Consider the following 18,688-nt stretch of genomic DNA (forward strand, 5'->3'; position numbering starts at 1 on the left):
AATTGATTGCATCAGTCAGTTTCTCGCGATGTAGGGTGTACGGCGCAGACTTGATCAGCTACTTCGGCACGCGTTGCGCGGGCGCCAATGAAGGGCAGCACGAAGCTGCCCACCAAGCAAAGTGGAGAGATTCACCATGTCAGTCACGTTCAAGGGCATCGTGCCCGCTCTGATCACTCCGATGACCTCGGCCGAGGAAGTCGATGAGATTGGCCTTCGCACGCTTATCGACCGCCTGATCGACGCGGGCGTGCATGGTCTCTTCGTGCTCGGTACGAATGGTGAATTCATTGCATTGTCGGAAACGGAAAAGCTGCGGATCGCCGCCATCGCGGTCGAGCAGGCGCGCGGACGAGTCCCTGTCATCGCGGGGACGGGTGCTTATGCGACGCGCGACGTCATCGAGCTGAACCACAAGATGCACGATGTGGGCGTCGATGCGTTGTCCGTGATCACGCCGTATTTCAACGGCGCGACACAGCAGGAGCTGTTCATTCACTACGAACGGATCGCATGCGGCACGTCGCTGCCCGTGATGCTTTACACGATTCCCGCCAAGGCCGGAGTGACGCTAAACGTCGACACGGTGCGTCGGCTCTCCGAAATCCCGAATATTCGCGGCATCAAGGACAGTGGAGGCGACTTCGACCGCCTCGTGCAACTGATCGGTTTGCGCCGGGATGATTTCGCCGTATTCACCGGCACCGACTCGATGATTCTGTGGACGCTGATTGCCGGCGGCGACGGTGCGGTCGCGGCGACGACCAACGCCGTTCCGAGCGTCGTGATGTCGATCTGGAACAACTTCCAGGCGGGCAACATCGAAGCGGCCCGCCGCGCGCAGGAGTCACTGCGCGCGCTGCGCGACGCATTCGCACTCGGCACGATGCCCGTCGTGCTGAAGACAGCGGCGGCCATGCTCGGCATGCCGGCTGGTCCTGCCCGCTCGCCTGCGCAGCCGCTCGATGATGCGGCTCGCGAGAGGCTCGCCAAAGCGCTCGCGATTTATCCGCGAGTTGACTGAGTACGAGGCGGCCGGGCCGCACCGATTTCACCGATTGACAGAGGCAAAGGCTTTTCACATGAACACCGTCTATCACTTCCAGGGCGTCAAGCACATCGTTCACGGTCCCAACAGCCTGGACCAGTTACCAGAGAAGCTCGCGCTGCTTGACCGGCCGATTCGCCGGATTGCATTCATCACGCAGCCGGTGATGGAAGAAAACGGCGTTGCCGGGCGTGTCGTCGCCGCACTCAGGGCGAAAGACATCGAAACGCTGATTGTGCGAGACGTGCAGCCCGAGCCTACGATCGAAAATGTCGAGTCGGTGTACCACACCCAGATCGAGCCGTTCTCACCCGACGCTGTGCTGTCGATTGGTGGCGGCAGCGTGCTGGATGCCGCAAAGCTGTTCGCTGTTCGACTGACCAATCAGCAACCGTTGCGCGAATGGCTGGGCATCGATTTGATTCAGGCGCCAGGCATTCCACTGATCCTCGTCCCCACAACCGCCGGTACGGGTTCCGAGGTGACCCCGAACGCCATCGTGACTCTTCCCGACGAGGAGTTGAAGGTTGGCATCGTCAGTCGCCACCTGTTGCCGCAGCTCGTTATCCTGGACGCGACACTCACCGTTGACTTGCCGAAACCGATTACGGCAGCAACCGGCATGGACGCTTTCATCCACTCACTTGAATCGTACATTTCAACCAAGGCGAACCCTATCAGCGACATGTTCGCGATGGAATCGATGCGGTTGATCGGCGCGAACCTCGTAGAAGCCTATGAAAACGGCCAATCGCTGAAAGCCCGCGAAGCGATGCTGCTCGGGTCAATGTACGGCGGTCTTGCGCTCACGGCTGCCGGGACCGCGGCTGTGCACGCGCTTGCCTACCCGTTGGGTGGAATGTTCAACATCACGCATGGCGTTGCGAATTCGATGCTGCTGCCGCACGTGATGGCCTTCAACCTGGATGCAATCGTCGACCGCCTCGCGAATGTCGCGCGGGCCCTCGACATTGCGCAACACGGCGAAAGTGACGAGTCGGCTGCCGACAAACTGCTTGCGCGTATTCATGAATGGACCGCAGCCATCGCCATTCCGCAGGACCTGCGCGTCTTCGGCGTGTCGGTGGACCATCTCGACGCACTCGCGCTCGCCGCATCCAAAGTGAAGCGCCTGCTCGGCAACAATCCAAAGCCGTTGAGCCTTGACGATATCAAGGCGATTTATAGCCGTCTACTGCCATGAATACCTTGCCCGGCAGCGACGCGAAGCTTCTTATCATCGGTGACGACCTGTCCGGCACTGCCGATTGCGCCGTCACGTGCACGCATCACGGGCTTCGCAGCGTCGTCACTCTGGGCGCCGAGCGGCCCGGCGCGACAGGCGATGTCGACGTACTGGCCGTGGACATGGACACGCGCCGGGATGCACCCACCAAGGCCGCACGGGCAAACACCCATGCGTGGAATCTCTTTGCCAACGGACGCCATGTCTACAAGAAGATAGATTCGACGCTGCGCGGGAACGTCGCCGCGGAGGTAGCGGCGCTCTCAGCCCTTGCCGGTATGGCCATAGTCGCACCGGCGTTCCCGCAAGCCGGCAGGACGACCCGCAACGGGCACCAGTTTGTGTTTGGCGTCCCGGTAGAAGCGTCCGAGGTCTGGCGAAATGAACACATCGCCGGGAATGCCGACTTGTGTTCGATGCTCGCCGGCGCAGATCTGCGCGTCTGCCATGTTCCGCTGGAGACAGTGCGAACCGGTGTGTCACTGCTGCATTCGAAGCTGGCCGACTGCCAGCGGGGTCACTGGGATGCCGTAGTTTGTGACAGCGAAACCGAAGACGACCTCGCTGCCGTGGCCGCAGCATCGATCGCGCTCACAGAAGTGTTCTGGGTTGGCTCCGCCGGGCTGGCGGCCCCGCTGGTCAAATTGCTGGCCGAATCGGCCCCGCAATCGTCCAGAGCTGGAAAGAATGCGGCGCCTGCTTCGATGGAAGGCATCTCTGCTCAACGCGGGGTACTAACGGTAGTTGGCAGCATGTCGAGTGTTTCGCATCAGCAGGTCGCGACATTGCGCTCGAACGCCAACGGCGCTGTCGACTTCTTCGAAGCAAATGCTCAGGAACTACTCGATCCAATCGGTTCCGCCACACTCGCGCTCACCGCGGAGGTGACGAACGCGCTCACGCGTGGCCGTAGTGCAGTCGTTGCGTTGAGCCAGTCCGAGCGCATTCCTGTCACGGATGGCGCATTGCTGGCGCGGCGCCTCGCGGAGCGGCTTGCCCCCGTGGCCGAGCACGCGGGCGGATTGATTGCAACCGGAGGCGAAACGGCGCGTGCGCTGCTGACGGCGATGGGCATCGCGTCGCTTGAAGTAGTCAAGGAAATCGAAAGTGGCGTGCCGTTGCTCGCCGCTACGCACGGCGCTCGCACCTTGCCGGTTGTGACCAAGGCAGGCGGCTTCGGTCAGCCCGACACCCTGTATCGCGCGTGGCGACAACTCGTCGCCATGCAGCAAGCGGATGCGCAAGCGCCGCGTCAACCTAGCGAAGAGGAAGCTATGACTTATCGTCCCGTAATCGGCATCACCATGGGCGATGCCGCCGGTGTTGGTCCCGAAATCATCATGAAAAGCCTCGCGCATGCGTCGGTGTATGAGCAGTGCCGTCCCGTCGTGATTGGGGATGTCGCGCGTCTGCGCGACGCGGGCCGTCGAGCAGGAGTCGATCTGGAAGTTCGCGCGATCAGTCAACCGTCGGAGGGGGAGTTTCGTCAGGGCGTAGTCGACTGCATCGACCTCGGACTCATTCCTGCAGACCTGCCCTATGGGAAGCTCTCCCCTATCGCAGGCGACGCGGCGTACCAGTACATCGCCCGTACGGTGGAACTGACCTCCAAAGGCGAACTCGACGCGATCTGCACAGCACCGCTCAACAAGGAAGCGCTGCACGCGGGCGGCCATATCTTCCCCGGGCACACTGAAATGCTCGCCTATCTGACTGGCATCGACGAAGTGTCGATGATGCTGGTTGCACCCAATCTGCGCGTGATTCACGTCACGACTCATATCGGTCTGCTCGACGCGATTCGTAAGATCGAGCCGGGCCTCGTCCAGCGCACCATCGAACGGGCACACGAAACGCTGGTCCGCGCCGGCATCTCCAGTCCCCGCATCGGCGTCTGCGGAATCAATCCGCATGCCGGCGAGAACGGACTCTTCGGCTATGGCGAAGAGGAAGAGAAGATCGTTCCCGCGGTCAAGGTCCTTCAGAACCGCGGATGGGACGTCGAAGGTCCGCTGCCCGCGGACACCCTGTTCTTCCGCGCCGGACGAGGCGATTTCGATGTGGTGGTCGCGATGTACCACGACCAGGGTCACGGCCCGGTGAAAGTGATGGGTCTCGAAGCAGGGGTGAATGTCACCGTCGGCCTGCCGGTCATCCGCACTTCGGTGGACCACGGGACCGCATTCGATATCGCCGGGAAAGGCATCGCCGACGAACGCAGCATGCTCGAAGCATTCCGTCAGGCCGTGGACCTCGCCACGCGTCACAACGAGCACTCACCCGCCGACAGCGTCGCCTGATTTCCAGCGCAACGGTAGGAACTGAGCATTGAGCAATACCGGCAGGCACATGCCGGGTCGTTCAATGTAATGAAAAAAGGATCACCCGAAGGTCTTCCGGAGACAAGCAATGGCCACCTTCAGTTACTGGGATACAACTATCATCATTGGGATAGTCGTCGCCTATATCTTCATAACCAGCCTGCTCAGTATTCGCTTGCGCAGCCGTAATTCGGAACAGTTCATGGTGGCTGGGCGTTCGATGCCCGCGGTAGTCGTCGCCATTCTGCTGATGTCCGAGTTCATCGGCGCAAAATCAACGGTCGGGACATCCCAGGAAGCATTCTCGGTTGGTATGGCTGCCGCGTGGTCGGTCCTGGCAGCGTCCATTGGATTCCTTGTCTTCGGCCTTTTTATGGCTAAGCGCCTGTACGCCTCGGGCGAATTCACCATCTCAGGCTTCATTGCAAAGAAGTACGGCAACGGCACGAAGCTCGTCGTGTCGGCCATCATGATTTACGCACTCTTCCTCGTGAACGTGGGCAACTACGTCAGTGGTGCCGCGGCGATTGCGACGGTCATGCGTATCAATCTTCCCACCGCCGCAATCATCACGGCCGTCGTCAGTACCATCTATTTCGCGTGGGGAGGACTCAAAAGCGTTGCGTACCTGACAATCGTTCACAGCGCGGTGAAGCTGTTCGGCATTGGCGTTCTCGTTGCTGTCGCGTGGAAGCTGTCGGGAGGTGTCAGGCACATGGAGCTAAGCATGCCCCCGCACTACTTCACCTGGTCAGGTGCTCTGTCGGGCGGCACGATTGGCGCGTGGATCATCGGTACGGCCGGCGCCATTTTCTCGACGCAATTCATCATCCAGGCGATTTCAGCGACCAGAAGCGCCGAGGCCGCACGCGCCTCTTCGCTGATCGCCGCATTCCTGTGTGTACCCATCGGTCTGGCGCTCGGCTTCATCGGTGTAGCGGCGAAATATCTCTACCCCAATATCAACAGCCTGTACTCGCTGCCGGTGTTCCTGCAGCACATGAATCCGATTCTTGCCGGCGTCGTCACGACTTCGCTCGTTGCGTCCATCTTTGTGAGCGTCTGTACAGTCGCACTGGCCATTGCCTCACTGATCGTGAAGGATTTCTATGTGCCGCGGTTCAATCCCACCCCGGACGTTGAACTGCGTGTGACGCGCTGGATTTCTCTGGTAGTGGGTTTCCTTCCGCTGGTTTTTGTCCTTTTCGCGCCTCAGATTCTCGCGTTGTCCTTCTTCACCCGTGCGCTGCGTCTTTCCGTCTCGGTTGTCGCACTGATCGGCATCTATCTACCGTTCTTCAGCGGCAAGCGCGCCGCGGTTTGGAGCCTTGTCATTGCAACTCTCGCAACGACACTCTGGTATCTGCTTGGCAACCCGTTCGGCATCGACAACATGTACATCGCGCTGGTCACGCCCGCGATTGTCCTTGTCGTAGGCAAGCTGCTGTTCCACGGCAGTAACCCCGACGTTTCGGGTGTTCACGACAAGGGGCTCACGCATCGTGAGTCGCACTGAATCAGCATTTCCTCAGAGAGAATTTTCATGAACTCGAACTTCAGTGGTGTGGCGGCCGCCGTTTCAGATAACCGCGTTCGCACTGCCTACGCCGACGCGGAGCGCAAGGAGGCTTTCCTTCCCACATACTGCGTTCAGAACCATGCCGCGAATTTGCACGTACTCGATAACGGTGACCTGCTGTGCGTCTGGTTCGGAGGAACTCAGGAAGGCATTCCGGACGTGTCCATCTACATGTCGCGTCTCGCGGCAGGGACCGGCGAATGGTCTGCGCCGCGGAAGCTCTCGGACGACCCGACGCGTTCGGAGCAAAATCCAGTGCTCTTCAACGCTCCTGATGGCCGCCTTTGGCTAATCTATACCGCACAGTTGTCCGGCCATCAAAACACGGCGATTGTCCGCCGTCGAGTTTCAATGGACGGCGGCGTCACGTGGGGTCCGGTCGAAACGTTGTTCGACCGTCCGGGCACGTTCGTTCGCCAACCGATTATCGCGCTTGCAAATGGAACGTGGATCTGTCCGGTGTTTCTGTGCCGCACGCAGGCTGGTGAACGTTGGGTCGGCAATGATGACGTTAGCGCAGTCATGGTTTCCGCCGACCAGGGCGGTTCATGGGAGCTGCACGAAGTGCCTGAGAGTGTCGGCTGCGTTCACATGAATGTCCACGTTTTGCAGGATGGCTCGCTGCTGGCTCTCTACCGCAGTCGCTGGGCCGATTTCGTGTATGCGAGCCGCTCCGTCAACGGCAAAGAATGGAGTGCTCCACAGCCGACTGACCTGCCGAACAACAACTCCTCGATTCAGTTCACGGTGTTGAAGAACGGTCATCTCGCGCTTGTCTTCAACGAGAGCGATGCGTCGCATAGCAAGGAGCGTCGAGCCTCGCTGTACGACGACATCGAGGACTCGGAGGACAGTGGCGAGTTGCGCGACCAGCAGGCCTCGGCGCGCGGCACTGCGCTCTGGGGCGCACCGCGCGCACCGATGTCGCTGGCGATCTCGGAGGACGGTGGCAAGACCTGGCGTCGGCGCCGCAATCTGGAAATCGGAGACGGCTACTGCATGACGAACAACTCCGCCGACCAACGCAATCGGGAATACTCGTACCCGTCCATCGTGCAATCTGGTGATGGCGCGTTGCACATTGCGTTCACCTGGTTTCGACAGAAAATCAAGTACGTATGCGTTGACGAATCCTGGGTCCGCGGCTGATGAGTCTCGCCATTGCAAATCGACAGTCAGTGCGGCATTTGGATAAACTTGGTGCTCGAGACGCGCGGAGCAACGCGCGAACTTTATCGGACCAAGAATTCACGCACATGAAAGTGACCAAACGCCGTGAGGCGATGCTGCAGGCAGTGCTCGGCGGGATGACGGATGTTGCAACGCTTTGTGAGCATTTCGGCATGTCGGAAGCAACGGTTCGCCGGGACCTGCGGGCGCTTGCCAGCGACAATCGGATTCTTCGCACCTACGGCGGTGCGGCGGCGGTCGGCTCGCATGAGCGTGAACCATCGCTCGAGGAACGGCGCATCAGCTCGCCCGAGCAGAAGCAGGCGATAGCGCAAGCGGCAAGTGAGTTCGTCGAAGACGGCGACACCGTGTTTCTGGATGGGGGAACGACCACCGCGGAACTGGCGCGACTCCTCGCCGGCCGCACCTCCGTACACGTCGTCACCAATAACCTGCTGGTGGTCAGTCTACTTGTATCGTCGGGCGTTCAGGTGACGGTCATCGGCGGTGACGTACGGTCGTCGAGCATGAGCACCTTGGGCCCGCTCGCGCAAATCGCCCTGAGTCGCGTGAGTGTCGACAAAGCATTCCTCGGCGCTGACGGAGTCGTGGCGGAACTAGGGCTGTGCGAGGCGAGCAGCGACCAGTCCTACCTGAAGGAGTGCGTGATGCGCCAGGCCGCTCAGGTCTTCGTACTGGTGACGGCCGACAAACTCGGGAGGGCCAGTCAGCAGCACTGGACTCCGCTCGAGCGGGACTGGACGCTCATCACGGATGACGCGGCGCAACGAGAACAGCTAGAACCTTTCGCTGCGCAAGAACGGGTGACGGTTCGGGCGGTCAGCGTTAAAGGGTCTTTGCAGATTCAATAACGATAGGAGGTGTGGTGGACCCATCGGAGCAGCCAAGGTCGGCTCGGCGTCATGCCGTGGTAACGGGTGCGTCATCAGGAATCGGAAAGGCAATTGTCGAGCGCCTGGTTTCTGACGGTTGGCGGGTTACCGGGCTGTGCCGCTCGCAGATTGCAGCGACGCACAATCTGCTGAAAGTCGTTCCAGTCGACGTCACTGATTTCGACGCGCTCGGCCACGTTTGCGACGACCTGGGCGCTGTCGACGCACTGGTGCACGCTGCCGGCTTCATGCGTACCGCGCCGCTTGGTCAGCTTTCGCTCGATGACGGCGCAGCGATGTGGCGCCTGCACGTCGAATCGGCGGCATATCTCGCCGACCGTTTGGCACCCGGCATGCCCGTGGGGGGAAGAATCGTGCTGGTGGGCAGCCGAACGGCCAACGGCGCTGCGACGCGTAGCCAATATGCCGCGACCAAGTCGGCGTTAGTCGGCCTGGCCAGGTCCTGGGCAGCGGAGCTTGCGCCGAGAGGTATAACGGTGAACGTCGTGGCACCCGGGGCAACGGACACCCCTTTCCTTCGCGACCCAGCGCGGGCAGCAACGCCACCCAGGCTTCCTCCCATCGGACGATTCATCACGCCCGACGAAGTGGCCGCCCTGACGGGTTTCCTGTTGAGCGAAGCAGCCGGTTCAATCACCGGACAGCAAATCGTCATGTGTGGTGGAGCATCTCTTTAAGGGGACCGTTGTCTTATCTGCGCAGATCAAAGAAACACCACGTCTTGCCCTCACGGCTGGCAGTCGACAGCGATTGAGCGATTGTGGTTCCTGACGCGCGCTCGTCTTGCGAAGCCGTTGACCGAATGGCTGCTCCGAATCTGCTCGATAGTCTACGAGTACAGTTTGGCCAAAGCCGTCATTTGGGGGTCGTCATTCGTGGAGCAGCTCCCGACCGCTTTTCCGCGATTTGCACCTCGGCGATGCGGCGCGCCGCGCGCCGGCAACTTGGTATCCAGTGCCTGCCTGCGGTGGCTCGTCAATACAGTTCAGGCACGAGCTTGTACGGATAGTCGGGCTCGCGATAGCCGCCTGCCTTCTGCCGCGCCGGCAATTTCACCTTGCTCCGCGTTACGCTTTCGTACGGCACCATGCTGAGCAGATGACTAATGGCGTTCAGCCGCGCGCGCTTCTTGTCGTCGGAACGTACGACAAACCAGGGTGCGAAGTCGGTATCGGTCTTCGCGAACATCTCATCGCGTGCCTTCGAATAGTCGTACCACCGGCTATACGATTCGAGGTCCATCGGCGACAGTTTCCATATCTTGCGCCCGTCGTCAATGCGGTCTTCGAGGCGCCGAGTCTGCTCATCGGGATTTACCTCGAGCCAGTACTTGACGAGGATGACGCCCGAATGAACGATCGCCCGCTCCACAAGCGGCGCAGCCATCAGGAACTCCTGCGCCTGCTGCTCCGTGCAGAAACCCATCACGCGCTCGACGCCCGCGCGGTTGTACCAGCTCCGGTCGAATATCACGACTTCGCCCGCTGCCGGCAGATGCGGAAGATAGCGCTGCACGTACATCTGACTCTTTTCGCGCTCGGTCGGTGCTGGCAACGCGATGACGCGAAAGACGCGAGGGTTCACGCGTTCCATGATCGCCTTGATCACGCCACCCTTGCCCGCGCCGTCGCGCCCCTCAAAGACAATGCAGATCTTCGCGCCTGTGTGCACGACCCATTCCTGCATCTTTACCAGTTCGACGTGAAGCCGGCGCAGCTCCTTCATATACGCCTTATTGCCGAGTTTGACATCAGACTTCAGCTTGCCGCCTTTTGCTTCTTTCAGGGTTTCAGACATCTCTTCACTCCAAGAAAACGTCCATTTGACCTTGATTCAGTTTCGTACACGAGCTCGTAGTGGGATTGATTCAAATCAAGCGTTACCGCTTTCGAATTCTGGTTCATTTTCGAAATTCATCGGATCCACAGCCCGATTTATTACGACGAGAGTGGGTATGGCCAGGCTCCGAAATATCGACGCAGCACTTGTCACTGTTTTGCTGATCTCCCTCGAACGTCGATGAATCAAGTGCCGTCGTCGACAGCGCAAGCTACGTCCACGTCTGACGTTAGGAAAGGAAATCGGGCACGTGGCAAGCAGGTGCCTCATGCACCGGCGAAAGGCGATTGACCGATCCCGCTTCGTGTGCCTCTCGGCGAGATTCAGGTCTCGGGCCGCGCGTGGCCTTACGGAGCCTGCGGATTCAGTGAAATTCAGCGCACGTGCGGGAGCTTCAGATCACCAGCTTCGAGCTCGCCTCGACAATCGTCGTCGCGGGCAGCAGGTCGGCCCGCGCGAAGCGCACCAGCGCAAAGGCGCGGATACGTGGCGGGCTTGCGGGGATGCGGGCGACCCGAAACTCGACGGGAGCCCCGTCGTGCGCCCCGTCGTCCACAACCACATTCAACCGATCGAGCCACAACCGCCTGCGCACGACGCTAACATGCGACGCCGGGTCCGCGAGCAGGTCGCAAACCACCTTCAGCTGCCGCTCCAGGGCGTCGCTCGCCAGTCCGAGTCCGGCGAGTTCACGGTCGTTCTCGTCCATCTCCGCTTGCAGGCTGTTGAGATCCGCTGCCGCGTCCGGCATGCCGCCACCCAACACCGGATTCATGCCCAGCCCACCGCGTTCGAGCAACCGAAGGCGGACCTTGAGCAACGCCCTTTCCTGCATGAGCGATTCACGGCGCAATGTATTGGCTTCGACCTGCGCAAGCGCCGCCAGCGCGAGCTGATCGACGACCCGTAACACGAGTTCGTCGCGCAATTCTTCTTCTGTGCACGCGACAAGACCGACCTGATGATCGCCGAAGCTGACGGTGGTGATCGGCACGTCCGTGCGCACGATCCCACCTTCCTGTCGCGCTCCGAGAACACGGCGCTCAGAAATCGCCATGCCGAGCACCGCAAAAGCTTCGTGCGCGCCCGGATGCTGATCGAAAAACGCCCGCACGACGTGCGAACGACTGAAGGCGCTGGCAATGTCGTCGGGGGCCGCGAAGAACGCGTGGATCTGACAATCGGTAGACCATGCGGCGACGCTCGCTTCTCGCACACCGGGTAAGTCGTCGACCAGTCGGCCAACATAATCGAGCGCAGTCCTAGCGGCCTTCGAAAGACGCGCTTCGTATTGAGTTGCGAGACGCAATTGCGGGCTCAGCGCAACGACGCGCTCTACTACGTCGCGGGTTTGCGGCCCATCCGACTCCTCGATTGTGTTGCCCTGCCCCAGTAGCCAGCTGAAAATGCCCATTTGTCGTCTCCTCGGTCGACCACTCAGGTTTCGCGCTCAGAGCGCTGGTCCTGCACAACTATCGCCGAGCATCGAGTCAAGTCCCGTGACAATGGATCCCCGCAAACTTGCGCGGGGAAGACGGTGCCCCCCTGCCGCAGTGGTTTCCGGCGTCCAGGACGCCCGGTCGGTCGCTCCCTTCACGGTGTGGCTTCCGCATGAATGACGAGTTTGTCGATAAGCGCATCAGCGAGAATGTCGTCGCCGATTACGACGTGGGTTGCGCCGGCATTTTGCAAAAGTGTCTTGCGCAGGTTGCTTTCGCCAGGCGCGATGATTGGCAGCGATTTATTGATGGAGTTGGTCAGCAGCGTAATGGCCAGATTGGCGTCGCTGTCAGGGGTCGTCACAATGAGAGCCCTTGCGCTGTCGAGTCGTGCGTGCCGAAGCGCGTCGTCAAACGCTTCGGGGGCGCTAAGGATCACCAGATGTCCGCGTTGCGCGGCCTGATCAGCCAGGGCCTTGTCGGCCGCAACCACCAGGACCGTATCGCCTGCATCCTGAAGTTTCGCGGCGATGCGCTGGCCGAGTGAGCGGTATCCAACAACGACTATGTGATTCGAGAGGTGGCCAAGTTTTCGTTCCATTGTCCGGTTCTCCCTGTACGCGATGACGTCGTCACCAGAAAGCATGCCCGTCAGTCTGGAGATGGCGTACGCGCCCACAAGCATCGTCACGAACATCGCCGCCAGCATGAAGAGTTTCTGACGCTCATCGAAGTCGGAAAAGTCCCCGAGTGTGGTCGTCAGATTGACGCCGTCCCACAACGCTGTGAACAATCGCTTGCCGAATGGCGCATTCGACTCGTCCAGCAGCATGAGCCCCGTGGTGGTGACAACGAGCACTGCCACTATCAGGGCAACGGCGTGACGCGCCCGGCGTCGCCACTCGCGCACTCGGAGCGCGCCCAGACGCGGTTCGTTGACACGATATATCCACATGAGCGCACCGGCCGGTTTGAGCGTTTTCGACGGTGGTTCGTCCGTCGCCCTCGCTCGTCGGTTGATCCTGGGCTCGCGCAGCGACCTGGTGACCAACCGGGGCGCATTTGCGACCAGGTGGTCTCATGTCACGCCTGCCAAGCACCCCTGGATGAAGGGTAGTCCCAGCCGTTACGAGCGGGTTGATATGGGTCAACGCTTGGGCGGCCGCAGCAACGATCTGTACCGCGACAGGCGCATGTGCGCGACCAACGTTGCACGTGGAGCGCTAAACCCTTGCCGATTCCCCTGAAGGATCGCACCCGCCTCGGCGCGACCACTGATGGCAACGCGCGAACCGGAACGACAACTTGAATCCGTCAGGCTTCAACCGTAGATGCCAGGAATGGCTTGGGCCACACGGCATTGTCGCCTTTGACAACATCACCGGTTGACCTGTATCAACCCCGCACCCGGCGTGCGTGGCTATCGTGAATTCCTGGCCAGTCACGCCCGCGAGGGCAGCCAGGGCAACCTTTCCACGGGTCTCCAAGGCATGGGACGTGTGAGAGCGGCCTGACCCGGCCCGCAGATGTAGCCAGACGAATTCCTTCGTGTGCTTCCGTGAGGCGACGAGATGAGATTGCCCAGGCTTGCGTGAAGCAGGCAACGTCGGCAATCCGGTGGCCAATGTCTGAGCGGACAGAGGTAACCCTTCGATCCTTTGATGGCGAACGATCATGCGCGACCAATTCTTGCCGCACCACAGTCCCGGCTCTCGTCTTCCCGTTCTCGAGTGGGTTCGCGAATATCAAAAATCGTGGATCAAGCCGGACGTCATCGCTGGCGTCACGGCGGCGGCCGTCGTGCTGCCAAAGGCGATGGCTTATGCAACGGTTGCCGGGTTGCCGGTGCAGGTCGGACTCTACACCGCCTTTGTGCCGATGGTGATCTACGCGCTCTTCGGTACATCAAGACCCCTCAGTGTCAGCACCAGCGCAACTCTGGCCATCCTGACAGCGGCTGCGCTCGGCCAGGTCGCCCCGGGCGGCGGCGCGACCCAACTCGCCGTCGCGACGGCCACGCTGACGTTACTGGTCGGGATTATCCTGGCTCTCGCTGCGCTGTTCAGGCTCGGGTTCGTCGCGAACTTCATATCCGAGCCGGTGCTGGTGGGCTTCAAGGGCGGCATTGCCATCGTTATCGTGCTCGATCAGTTACCCAAACTGATCGGCCTTCACGTCGCGAAGGGCTCGTTCTTTCACAACGTGTATGCGCTCGTCGCGGGGCTGCCTCACGCATCGGTGGCGACGGTCATCGTCGGTGTCGCAACGATTGCGATCCTTGTCGCGCTCGAACATTTCTATCCGAAATCGCCGGCCCCGCTCATTGCAGTCGCGTGCGGGATTGCGGGCGTCGGTCTTCTTGGACTCCAGAGGTTCGGCGTTGGCGTCGTCGGCCATATTCCGACGGGGCTGCCATCGCTCGTCATGCCGGACCCCTCGCTCATCGAGGCGCTTTGGCCTGCGGCCATGGGTATCGCACTGATGAGCTTCACCGAAACGATCGCTTCAGGCAGGGCATTTGCCCAAAGCGGAGAGCCCGTGCCGCAGCCGAACCGTGAACTGCTGGCGACGGGCCTTGGCAATGCGGCAGGTGCGCTGCTGGGTTCGATGCCGGCCGGCGGCGGGACCACCCAGACGGCGGTCAATCGGCTGGTGGGTGCGCATTCTCAACTGGCTGAACTCGTGACGGCTGCGGTCACCCTCGGGACAATGCTGCTGCTCGCTCCATTGATCGGGCTGATGCCACATGCAACACTCGCCGCCGTTGTGATCGTCTATTCGATTGGCCTGCTCAAGCCGGCTGATTTCCGCGCAATACTCGCCATCAGACGCACCGAGTTCGTCTGGGCGATCGTGGCGCTCGTGGGTGTCGTGCTCGTTGGCACGTTGAACGGCATCCTGATCGCCATTCTCGTGTCGCTTGTGGCACTCGCCTATCAGGTGTCCGATCCGCCCGTCTACGTGCTGCGTCGCAAGCGCGGCACCAACGTCTTCCGCCCGGTGTCCGACCAGCATCCCGACGATGAAGAGTTCCCTGGCCTGCTGCTTCTGCGGCCCGAGGGGCGGATCTTCTTCGTGAATGCGTCGAATATCGGTCACAGGATAAAGGCGCTCGTCGACGAGACACATCCGCAGGTTGTTGCGCTGGACATGCGCGCAGTATTCGACCTCGAATACACGGCAATGAAGATGTTGACCGAAGGCGAGAAGAAGTACCGGGAACAAGGCATTGCGCTATGGCTTGTCGGACTCAGCCCTGAGGTGTTCGCGGTTGTAGAAAAAGCCCCGCTGGGCAAGACGCTTGGACAAGAGCGCATGTTTCTTAACCTTGAACGGGCGCTTGTTGCCTGGAATGGCTTGCACTGCAGGCAAGGTGCATTGGGCAACGTCGAGCACTGAGCTGACCGGGTAGCGCTTAGGATGGGACCAGGTAGGAGATGTCATGGACAAGCCCGCTTCACACAAGGTCGCACGTGATCCGCACGCCGAATCTGACTTGTACAGAACACCGGATGAAAGGTTGGCCGAAGGGCGAGCTATCCGGGAGTCAGTGTCCCGTGCGTCGCAGGCAGGATGGCAGGCGCCGAGTCACCGTCGGGATCCCGTGGAAGTTCTGCGCGAGTCCAACGAGGGTCGCCTTCCGAGTCTGATCCCGATCCGCTTCGGACGCATGGCCGCGTGTCCGTTCGCCTTCTATCGCGGCGCGGCCGCAGTGATGGCGGCGGACCTCGCGACGACGCCAACCAGTGGCTTGCGTGTGCAAGCCTGTGGCGACGCGCATCTGATGAATTTCGGCGGTTTCGCGACGCCCGAGCGCAACGTCATTTTCGACATCAACGATCTTGACGAGACGCTACCTGCCCCGTTCGAGTGGGATCTCAAGCGCCTCGCGGCGAGCGTCGTGATTGCGGCGGAACATCTGGAGCTGCCCTATAACGACACGGTGCATATCACGACAGACCTCGTGCGTGAATACCGCGAGCGCATGCACAACTACGCGTCGATGCGAGCGCTCGACGTCTGGTACGACAGGATCGACCTGCAAAAATACCAGGATCGGTCGGGCGATCCAGCAATCGCGGTAGCCGCGCACAAGAGGATCGCGCATCGAATCGAAGTCGAACGCCGTAAGACCGTGCCGGAGTATCTGTATCCGAAGCTCGTTTCGGAAGAAGGGACGCGACCTAGGATCAAGGACGAGCCACCGCTTATCTTTCACCCCACTGAAGATATTGCCCCGGGACTTCGCTCGGGTTATACGGAAGCAATTGAATCGTATCGCCAGAGCCTCGCCCCCCATGTGCGTGTCCTGTTCGACAGATATCATTTCGTTGATCTGGCGGCCAAGGTAGTCGGCGTGGGTAGCGTCGGCACGATGTGTGGTGTTGGCCTGTTGATGGCGTCGGACAACGACCCGCTGTTTCTCCAGGTCAAGGAGGCCAAGGCGTCGGTGCTCGAACCTTATGCGGGCAGGAGCCTGTTTTTGAATCACGGGGAGCGCGTTGTCGCGGGCCAGCGGATCATGCAGGCCGCCAGCGATGTATTTCTCGGCTGGACTCGTGGAAAGAATGGGCGAGAATTTTATATCCGCCAGCTTCGCGACATGAAAATGTCCGTCGTCATAGAGAATCTCGATTCCGAACTGCTCAGGCAGTACGCGCGCGCGTGCGCGCATGCGCTTGCGCGTGCTCACGCACGGTCGGGCGATCCGGCAATGATCGCCGGCTACATGGGTTCGGGACAGACGTTCGACGACGCGATCACCGAGTTCGCGAGCGAATACAGCTGCCAGAACCGCCGCGACTACCGCGTGTTTATGCACGCGATCCGCGAAGGCCGGATTCAGGCAGCGACATCGGAGTAGGCTGCGCGGAGGGGTTGCCGTCGCGCCGGTCCATCGCAGCAGCCACATCGCCTGGATCGGCACCGCAGGGGACGGGACGGTCACCGGATTGGAGATCGGCGGCTGCGCGGTTCACGTGAATCCCAGCTTCGGGATCCAAAACAGAATCGGCGACCACATGATCTGCGCCTTTTCTGCAGACGCCGCTTACCGTCCACCCGCCGCAGCCAAACGGGAGCATGCGGAGCGTTTAGGGTCAAGTTTTATCTGTTCTGGAATCGTCTCCGGCCAGGTGCAGTGAGACAAGTCGCGCGAGCACAATAGCGGGATAAAGCTGGCCAATGAGCCCCTCGAGATTTGCAAGCGATCTCGCCTGACGCGCAACAGGCACGATGTCTCCATAGCCTGCGGTAGTCAACGTGACGAAGCTGAAATATAGCCAGGTTGAGGGGTTTTCTGAATTCGGGTCGAGGGCGGCGCCAGCAAACGCATGGGGAACCCGCAAGTTAACCAGCTGATAGGCATATGCCCAGATCATGCCAATCAGGACATAAAGGGCGATCGCGCCGTCAATCCGGTCAAAGGTAACCTTCCCCGGGCCGAACACGATCATTCCAAGGGTTGCGCCAATCAGCGCGATTGCCGCGAGAGTGGTTTCGTCACGTATCGCCAGCGTGTAGTCCGCGGGAAACAGCCAACTGGCACAGCGCACTGCTACGGCAACGAGAGCACACAGCGCGATCAGGGGAACGGCGCCAGGTCGTTCTGTCGACGTCACGACGCCGGCCACGAGGATCAACGAGAAAAGCGTGTCCTGCATAATCCGTCCGACCAGGCTACCCGGCGCGGTGAGGAACGGGACACCGAACACGGCAATAACGAGGAGCACCAAAAGCACGGTAATGCTGGCCTTGCGTAGCCGTGTGAGACAGTCTGCCAGTTGTTGCATGTGCGACATTGCTTCTCCCGTAAGGCAATAACAGGCACCGTCTTTCATGAAGAGCTGGTAATCAGCGTCATCGGCTCCTTGCTCGCAGTGTTGGCGAATGAAAAAAGAGCATCGAAGTCGCGTGATACCAGAGGTCGAGTGAGTTCATCTCGCTGTACGTGTGCATGTGCTCGCGGTACGAGCGGGCACCGGCGAGCGCGGCGTCCTCTGCGGCACCGTTGGAGTGACCGTTATCGCGCCTTACCGGCTTCTTTCGGCGTTTGGCCTGAGATGGCCATCTCCACGATCTGTTCAACTCACTGCCGACCGTAAGGTGGCTTGAATCTCACGGCGAACGTCTTTGCCCGTCAATCGTATCTTCTTGTTGTTATCGGGGAGGGCGTTGACACAAATCAACTAAAGAACGCGATCCCTGAGACTTTGTGTTGTGCGCCGATATGTCTCGGATCGAAGTCCCTCGCGTCTCCTTGACATGCAAGCATTCTCTTGCCTATATTAAAGGCAACAGATCACTTGCCTATCGCCGTTCATGGCCGAGCGCCCCGACGACACCGACCTGCTATTCAAAGCCCTCGCCGATCCGAGCCGGCGTAAGCTGCTGGACGTGCTGCACGCGCACGACGGCCAGACCCTGAACGATCTGTGCGAGCACCTCGACATGACACGGCAAGGCGTGACGCAGCATCTGGGCCTGCTGGAAGCAGCGAACCTCGTCGTGACGGTACGCAGCGGGCGCGAAAAGTTGCACTTCCTCAATCCGGTGCCGCTGCAGCAGATCTACGAGCGCTGGATTGCCAAGTTCGAAAAGCCGCGCCTGAAGGCGCTCTCGACCCTGAAACGACGCCTGGAGAAAGGCAATGACTAGATCGACCTTCGTCTACGTGACGTATATCCGCACCACGCCGGAACAGTTGTGGTCGGCATTGACCGACGCGGAGTTCATCAAGCAATACTGGTTCGGCATGCACTGCGATAGCGAGTGGACGGCGGGTTCGTCGTGGAAACTCGTGTCGAGCGCGGGGGAGACTTTCGACGCGGGCGAGATCATCGAGGCTGTGCCGCCGCGGCGCCTCGTGATTCGCTGGCAGCATCAGAAGCGGCCGGAGTTGCAGGCCGAAGGCGATTCGCGCTGCACGATGGAGCTCGAACCGAGCGGCACGGCGGTCAAGCTGACGCTCACGCATACGATCGAGCGCGATCCTTCCAAATTCATCGAGGCGGTGTCAGGCGGCTGGCCGAAGATCATGTCCAACCTCAAATCGCTGCTGGAAACAGGCTCGATTGCGTTGCAAGAGGCTTATCCGGCCAATGCCGGAAGTCATTCGCAGCACTGAGCGTGC

Annotated in this window: 15 protein-coding genes; 11 read left to right on the forward strand and 4 right to left on the reverse strand. The window is 60.6% G+C overall.

The annotated features are described in order from the left end of the window. Positions 1-136 precede the first annotated feature (136 nt). From dapA to EVC45_RS10670, 7 genes are all read left to right on the forward strand, one after another. On the forward strand, positions 137-1,024 hold the full coding sequence (dapA, locus tag EVC45_RS10640; protein WP_129957955.1) for a 4-hydroxy-tetrahydrodipicolinate synthase: 888 nt from the start codon (positions 137-139) through the stop codon (positions 1,022-1,024). Between the two features lie 58 nt (positions 1,025-1,082). After that, positions 1,083-2,252, forward strand: a complete 1,170-nt coding sequence (locus tag EVC45_RS10645) for an iron-containing alcohol dehydrogenase (protein ID WP_129957956.1) — start codon at positions 1,083-1,085, stop codon at positions 2,250-2,252. Then, entirely contained in the window at positions 2,249-4,594 is a 2,346-nt protein-coding gene (gene pdxA, locus EVC45_RS10650; RefSeq protein ID WP_129957957.1) for a 4-hydroxythreonine-4-phosphate dehydrogenase PdxA, read from the forward strand. The genes EVC45_RS10645 and pdxA overlap by 4 nt, the downstream gene beginning before the upstream one ends. Before the next feature lie 109 nt (positions 4,595-4,703). Then, positions 4,704-6,131: a sodium:solute symporter family protein gene (locus EVC45_RS10655; RefSeq protein ID WP_129957958.1), complete on the forward strand. Its 1,428-nt coding sequence runs from the start codon at positions 4,704-4,706 to the stop codon at positions 6,129-6,131. A 27-nt stretch (positions 6,132-6,158) separates the two neighbouring features. Continuing rightward, positions 6,159-7,343 carry an exo-alpha-sialidase gene (locus EVC45_RS10660; protein ID WP_129957959.1) on the forward strand — a complete coding sequence of 395 codons (1,185 nt, stop codon included), beginning with the start codon at positions 6,159-6,161 and terminating at the stop codon, positions 7,341-7,343. 107 nt (positions 7,344-7,450) lie between these two features. Then, entirely contained in the window at positions 7,451-8,236 is a 786-nt protein-coding gene (locus tag EVC45_RS10665) for a DeoR/GlpR family DNA-binding transcription regulator (RefSeq protein WP_129957960.1), read from the forward strand. 14 nt (positions 8,237-8,250) lie between these two features. Continuing rightward, complete coding sequence (locus tag EVC45_RS10670; RefSeq protein ID WP_129957961.1) at positions 8,251-8,955, forward strand: SDR family NAD(P)-dependent oxidoreductase; 705 nt, start codon at positions 8,251-8,253, stop codon at positions 8,953-8,955. Positions 8,956-9,253: 298 nt separating this feature from the next. On the opposite strand, the gene ppk2 is transcribed toward EVC45_RS10670, so the two are convergent. The 3 genes from ppk2 to EVC45_RS10685 all read right to left on the reverse strand — a co-directional run bounded on the left by ppk2 (position 9,254) and on the right by EVC45_RS10685 (position 12,415). Continuing rightward, entirely contained in the window at positions 9,254-10,075 is an 822-nt protein-coding gene (gene ppk2 / locus EVC45_RS10675) for a polyphosphate kinase 2 (RefSeq protein WP_129957962.1), read from the reverse strand. A 436-nt stretch (positions 10,076-10,511) separates the two neighbouring features. Then, on the reverse strand, positions 10,512-11,333 hold the full coding sequence (locus EVC45_RS10680; RefSeq protein ID WP_248295083.1) for a hypothetical protein: 822 nt from the start codon (positions 11,331-11,333) through the stop codon (positions 10,512-10,514). Between the two features lie 377 nt (positions 11,334-11,710). Continuing rightward, positions 11,711-12,415, reverse strand: coding sequence for an NAD(P)-binding protein (locus EVC45_RS10685; RefSeq protein WP_248295084.1), 705 nt, complete (start codon positions 12,413-12,415; stop codon positions 11,711-11,713). Between the two features lie 815 nt (positions 12,416-13,230). On the opposite strand from EVC45_RS10685, the gene EVC45_RS10690 reads away from it, so the two are divergent. Together EVC45_RS10690 and EVC45_RS10695 are read left to right on the forward strand one after the other, a co-directional pair. Next, positions 13,231-14,955, forward strand: a complete 1,725-nt coding sequence (locus EVC45_RS10690; RefSeq protein WP_129957965.1) for a SulP family inorganic anion transporter — start codon at positions 13,231-13,233, stop codon at positions 14,953-14,955. Between the two features lie 43 nt (positions 14,956-14,998). Next, a complete protein-coding gene (locus EVC45_RS10695) occupies positions 14,999-16,420 on the forward strand; it encodes a DUF2252 domain-containing protein (RefSeq protein ID WP_129957966.1) in 1,422 nt (473 codons plus the stop codon). Between the two features lie 235 nt (positions 16,421-16,655). On the opposite strand, the gene EVC45_RS10700 is transcribed toward EVC45_RS10695, so the two are convergent. Further along, positions 16,656-17,357, reverse strand: coding sequence for a potassium channel family protein (locus EVC45_RS10700; RefSeq protein ID WP_129957967.1), 702 nt, complete (start codon positions 17,355-17,357; stop codon positions 16,656-16,658). Between the two features lie 520 nt (positions 17,358-17,877). Here EVC45_RS10700 and EVC45_RS10705 point away from each other — a divergent pair. Next, the gene (locus tag EVC45_RS10705; RefSeq protein ID WP_013093983.1) at positions 17,878-18,213 is read left to right on the forward strand and encodes a helix-turn-helix transcriptional regulator; all 336 of its coding nucleotides are present in this window, start codon (positions 17,878-17,880) and stop codon (positions 18,211-18,213) included. Continuing rightward, positions 18,206-18,682, forward strand: a complete 477-nt coding sequence (locus tag EVC45_RS10710) for an SRPBCC family protein (RefSeq protein ID WP_129957968.1) — start codon at positions 18,206-18,208, stop codon at positions 18,680-18,682. Before EVC45_RS10705 ends, EVC45_RS10710 begins: the two co-directional genes overlap by 8 nt. Positions 18,683-18,688 lie beyond the last annotated feature (6 nt).

Source organism: Paraburkholderia sp. UYCP14C (assembly GCF_004197395.1).
Taxonomy (GTDB): domain Bacteria; phylum Pseudomonadota; class Gammaproteobacteria; order Burkholderiales; family Burkholderiaceae; genus Paraburkholderia.

Excerpts from the sequence above, each read along its gene's own strand:
- dapA (WP_129957955.1), top strand. The coding sequence starts at position 137 with ATGTCAGTCACGTTCAAGGGCATCGTGCCCGCTCTGATCACTCCGATG.
- EVC45_RS10645 (WP_129957956.1), top strand. The coding sequence starts at position 1,083 with ATGAACACCGTCTATCACTTCCAGGGCGTCAAGCACATCGTTCACGGT.
- pdxA (WP_129957957.1), top strand. The coding sequence starts at position 2,249 with ATGAATACCTTGCCCGGCAGCGACGCGAAGCTTCTTATCATCGGTGAC.
- EVC45_RS10655 (WP_129957958.1), top strand. The coding sequence starts at position 4,704 with ATGGCCACCTTCAGTTACTGGGATACAACTATCATCATTGGGATAGTC.
- EVC45_RS10660 (WP_129957959.1), top strand. The coding sequence starts at position 6,159 with ATGAACTCGAACTTCAGTGGTGTGGCGGCCGCCGTTTCAGATAACCGC.
- EVC45_RS10665 (WP_129957960.1), top strand. The coding sequence starts at position 7,451 with ATGAAAGTGACCAAACGCCGTGAGGCGATGCTGCAGGCAGTGCTCGGC.
- ppk2 (WP_129957962.1), bottom strand. The coding sequence starts at position 10,075 with ATGTCTGAAACCCTGAAAGAAGCAAAAGGCGGCAAGCTGAAGTCTGAT.
- EVC45_RS10690 (WP_129957965.1), top strand. The coding sequence starts at position 13,231 with ATGCGCGACCAATTCTTGCCGCACCACAGTCCCGGCTCTCGTCTTCCC.
- EVC45_RS10695 (WP_129957966.1), top strand. The coding sequence starts at position 14,999 with ATGGACAAGCCCGCTTCACACAAGGTCGCACGTGATCCGCACGCCGAA.
- EVC45_RS10700 (WP_129957967.1), bottom strand. The coding sequence starts at position 17,357 with ATGTCGCACATGCAACAACTGGCAGACTGTCTCACACGGCTACGCAAG.
- EVC45_RS10705 (WP_013093983.1), top strand. The coding sequence starts at position 17,878 with ATGGCCGAGCGCCCCGACGACACCGACCTGCTATTCAAAGCCCTCGCC.
- EVC45_RS10710 (WP_129957968.1), top strand. The coding sequence starts at position 18,206 with ATGACTAGATCGACCTTCGTCTACGTGACGTATATCCGCACCACGCCG.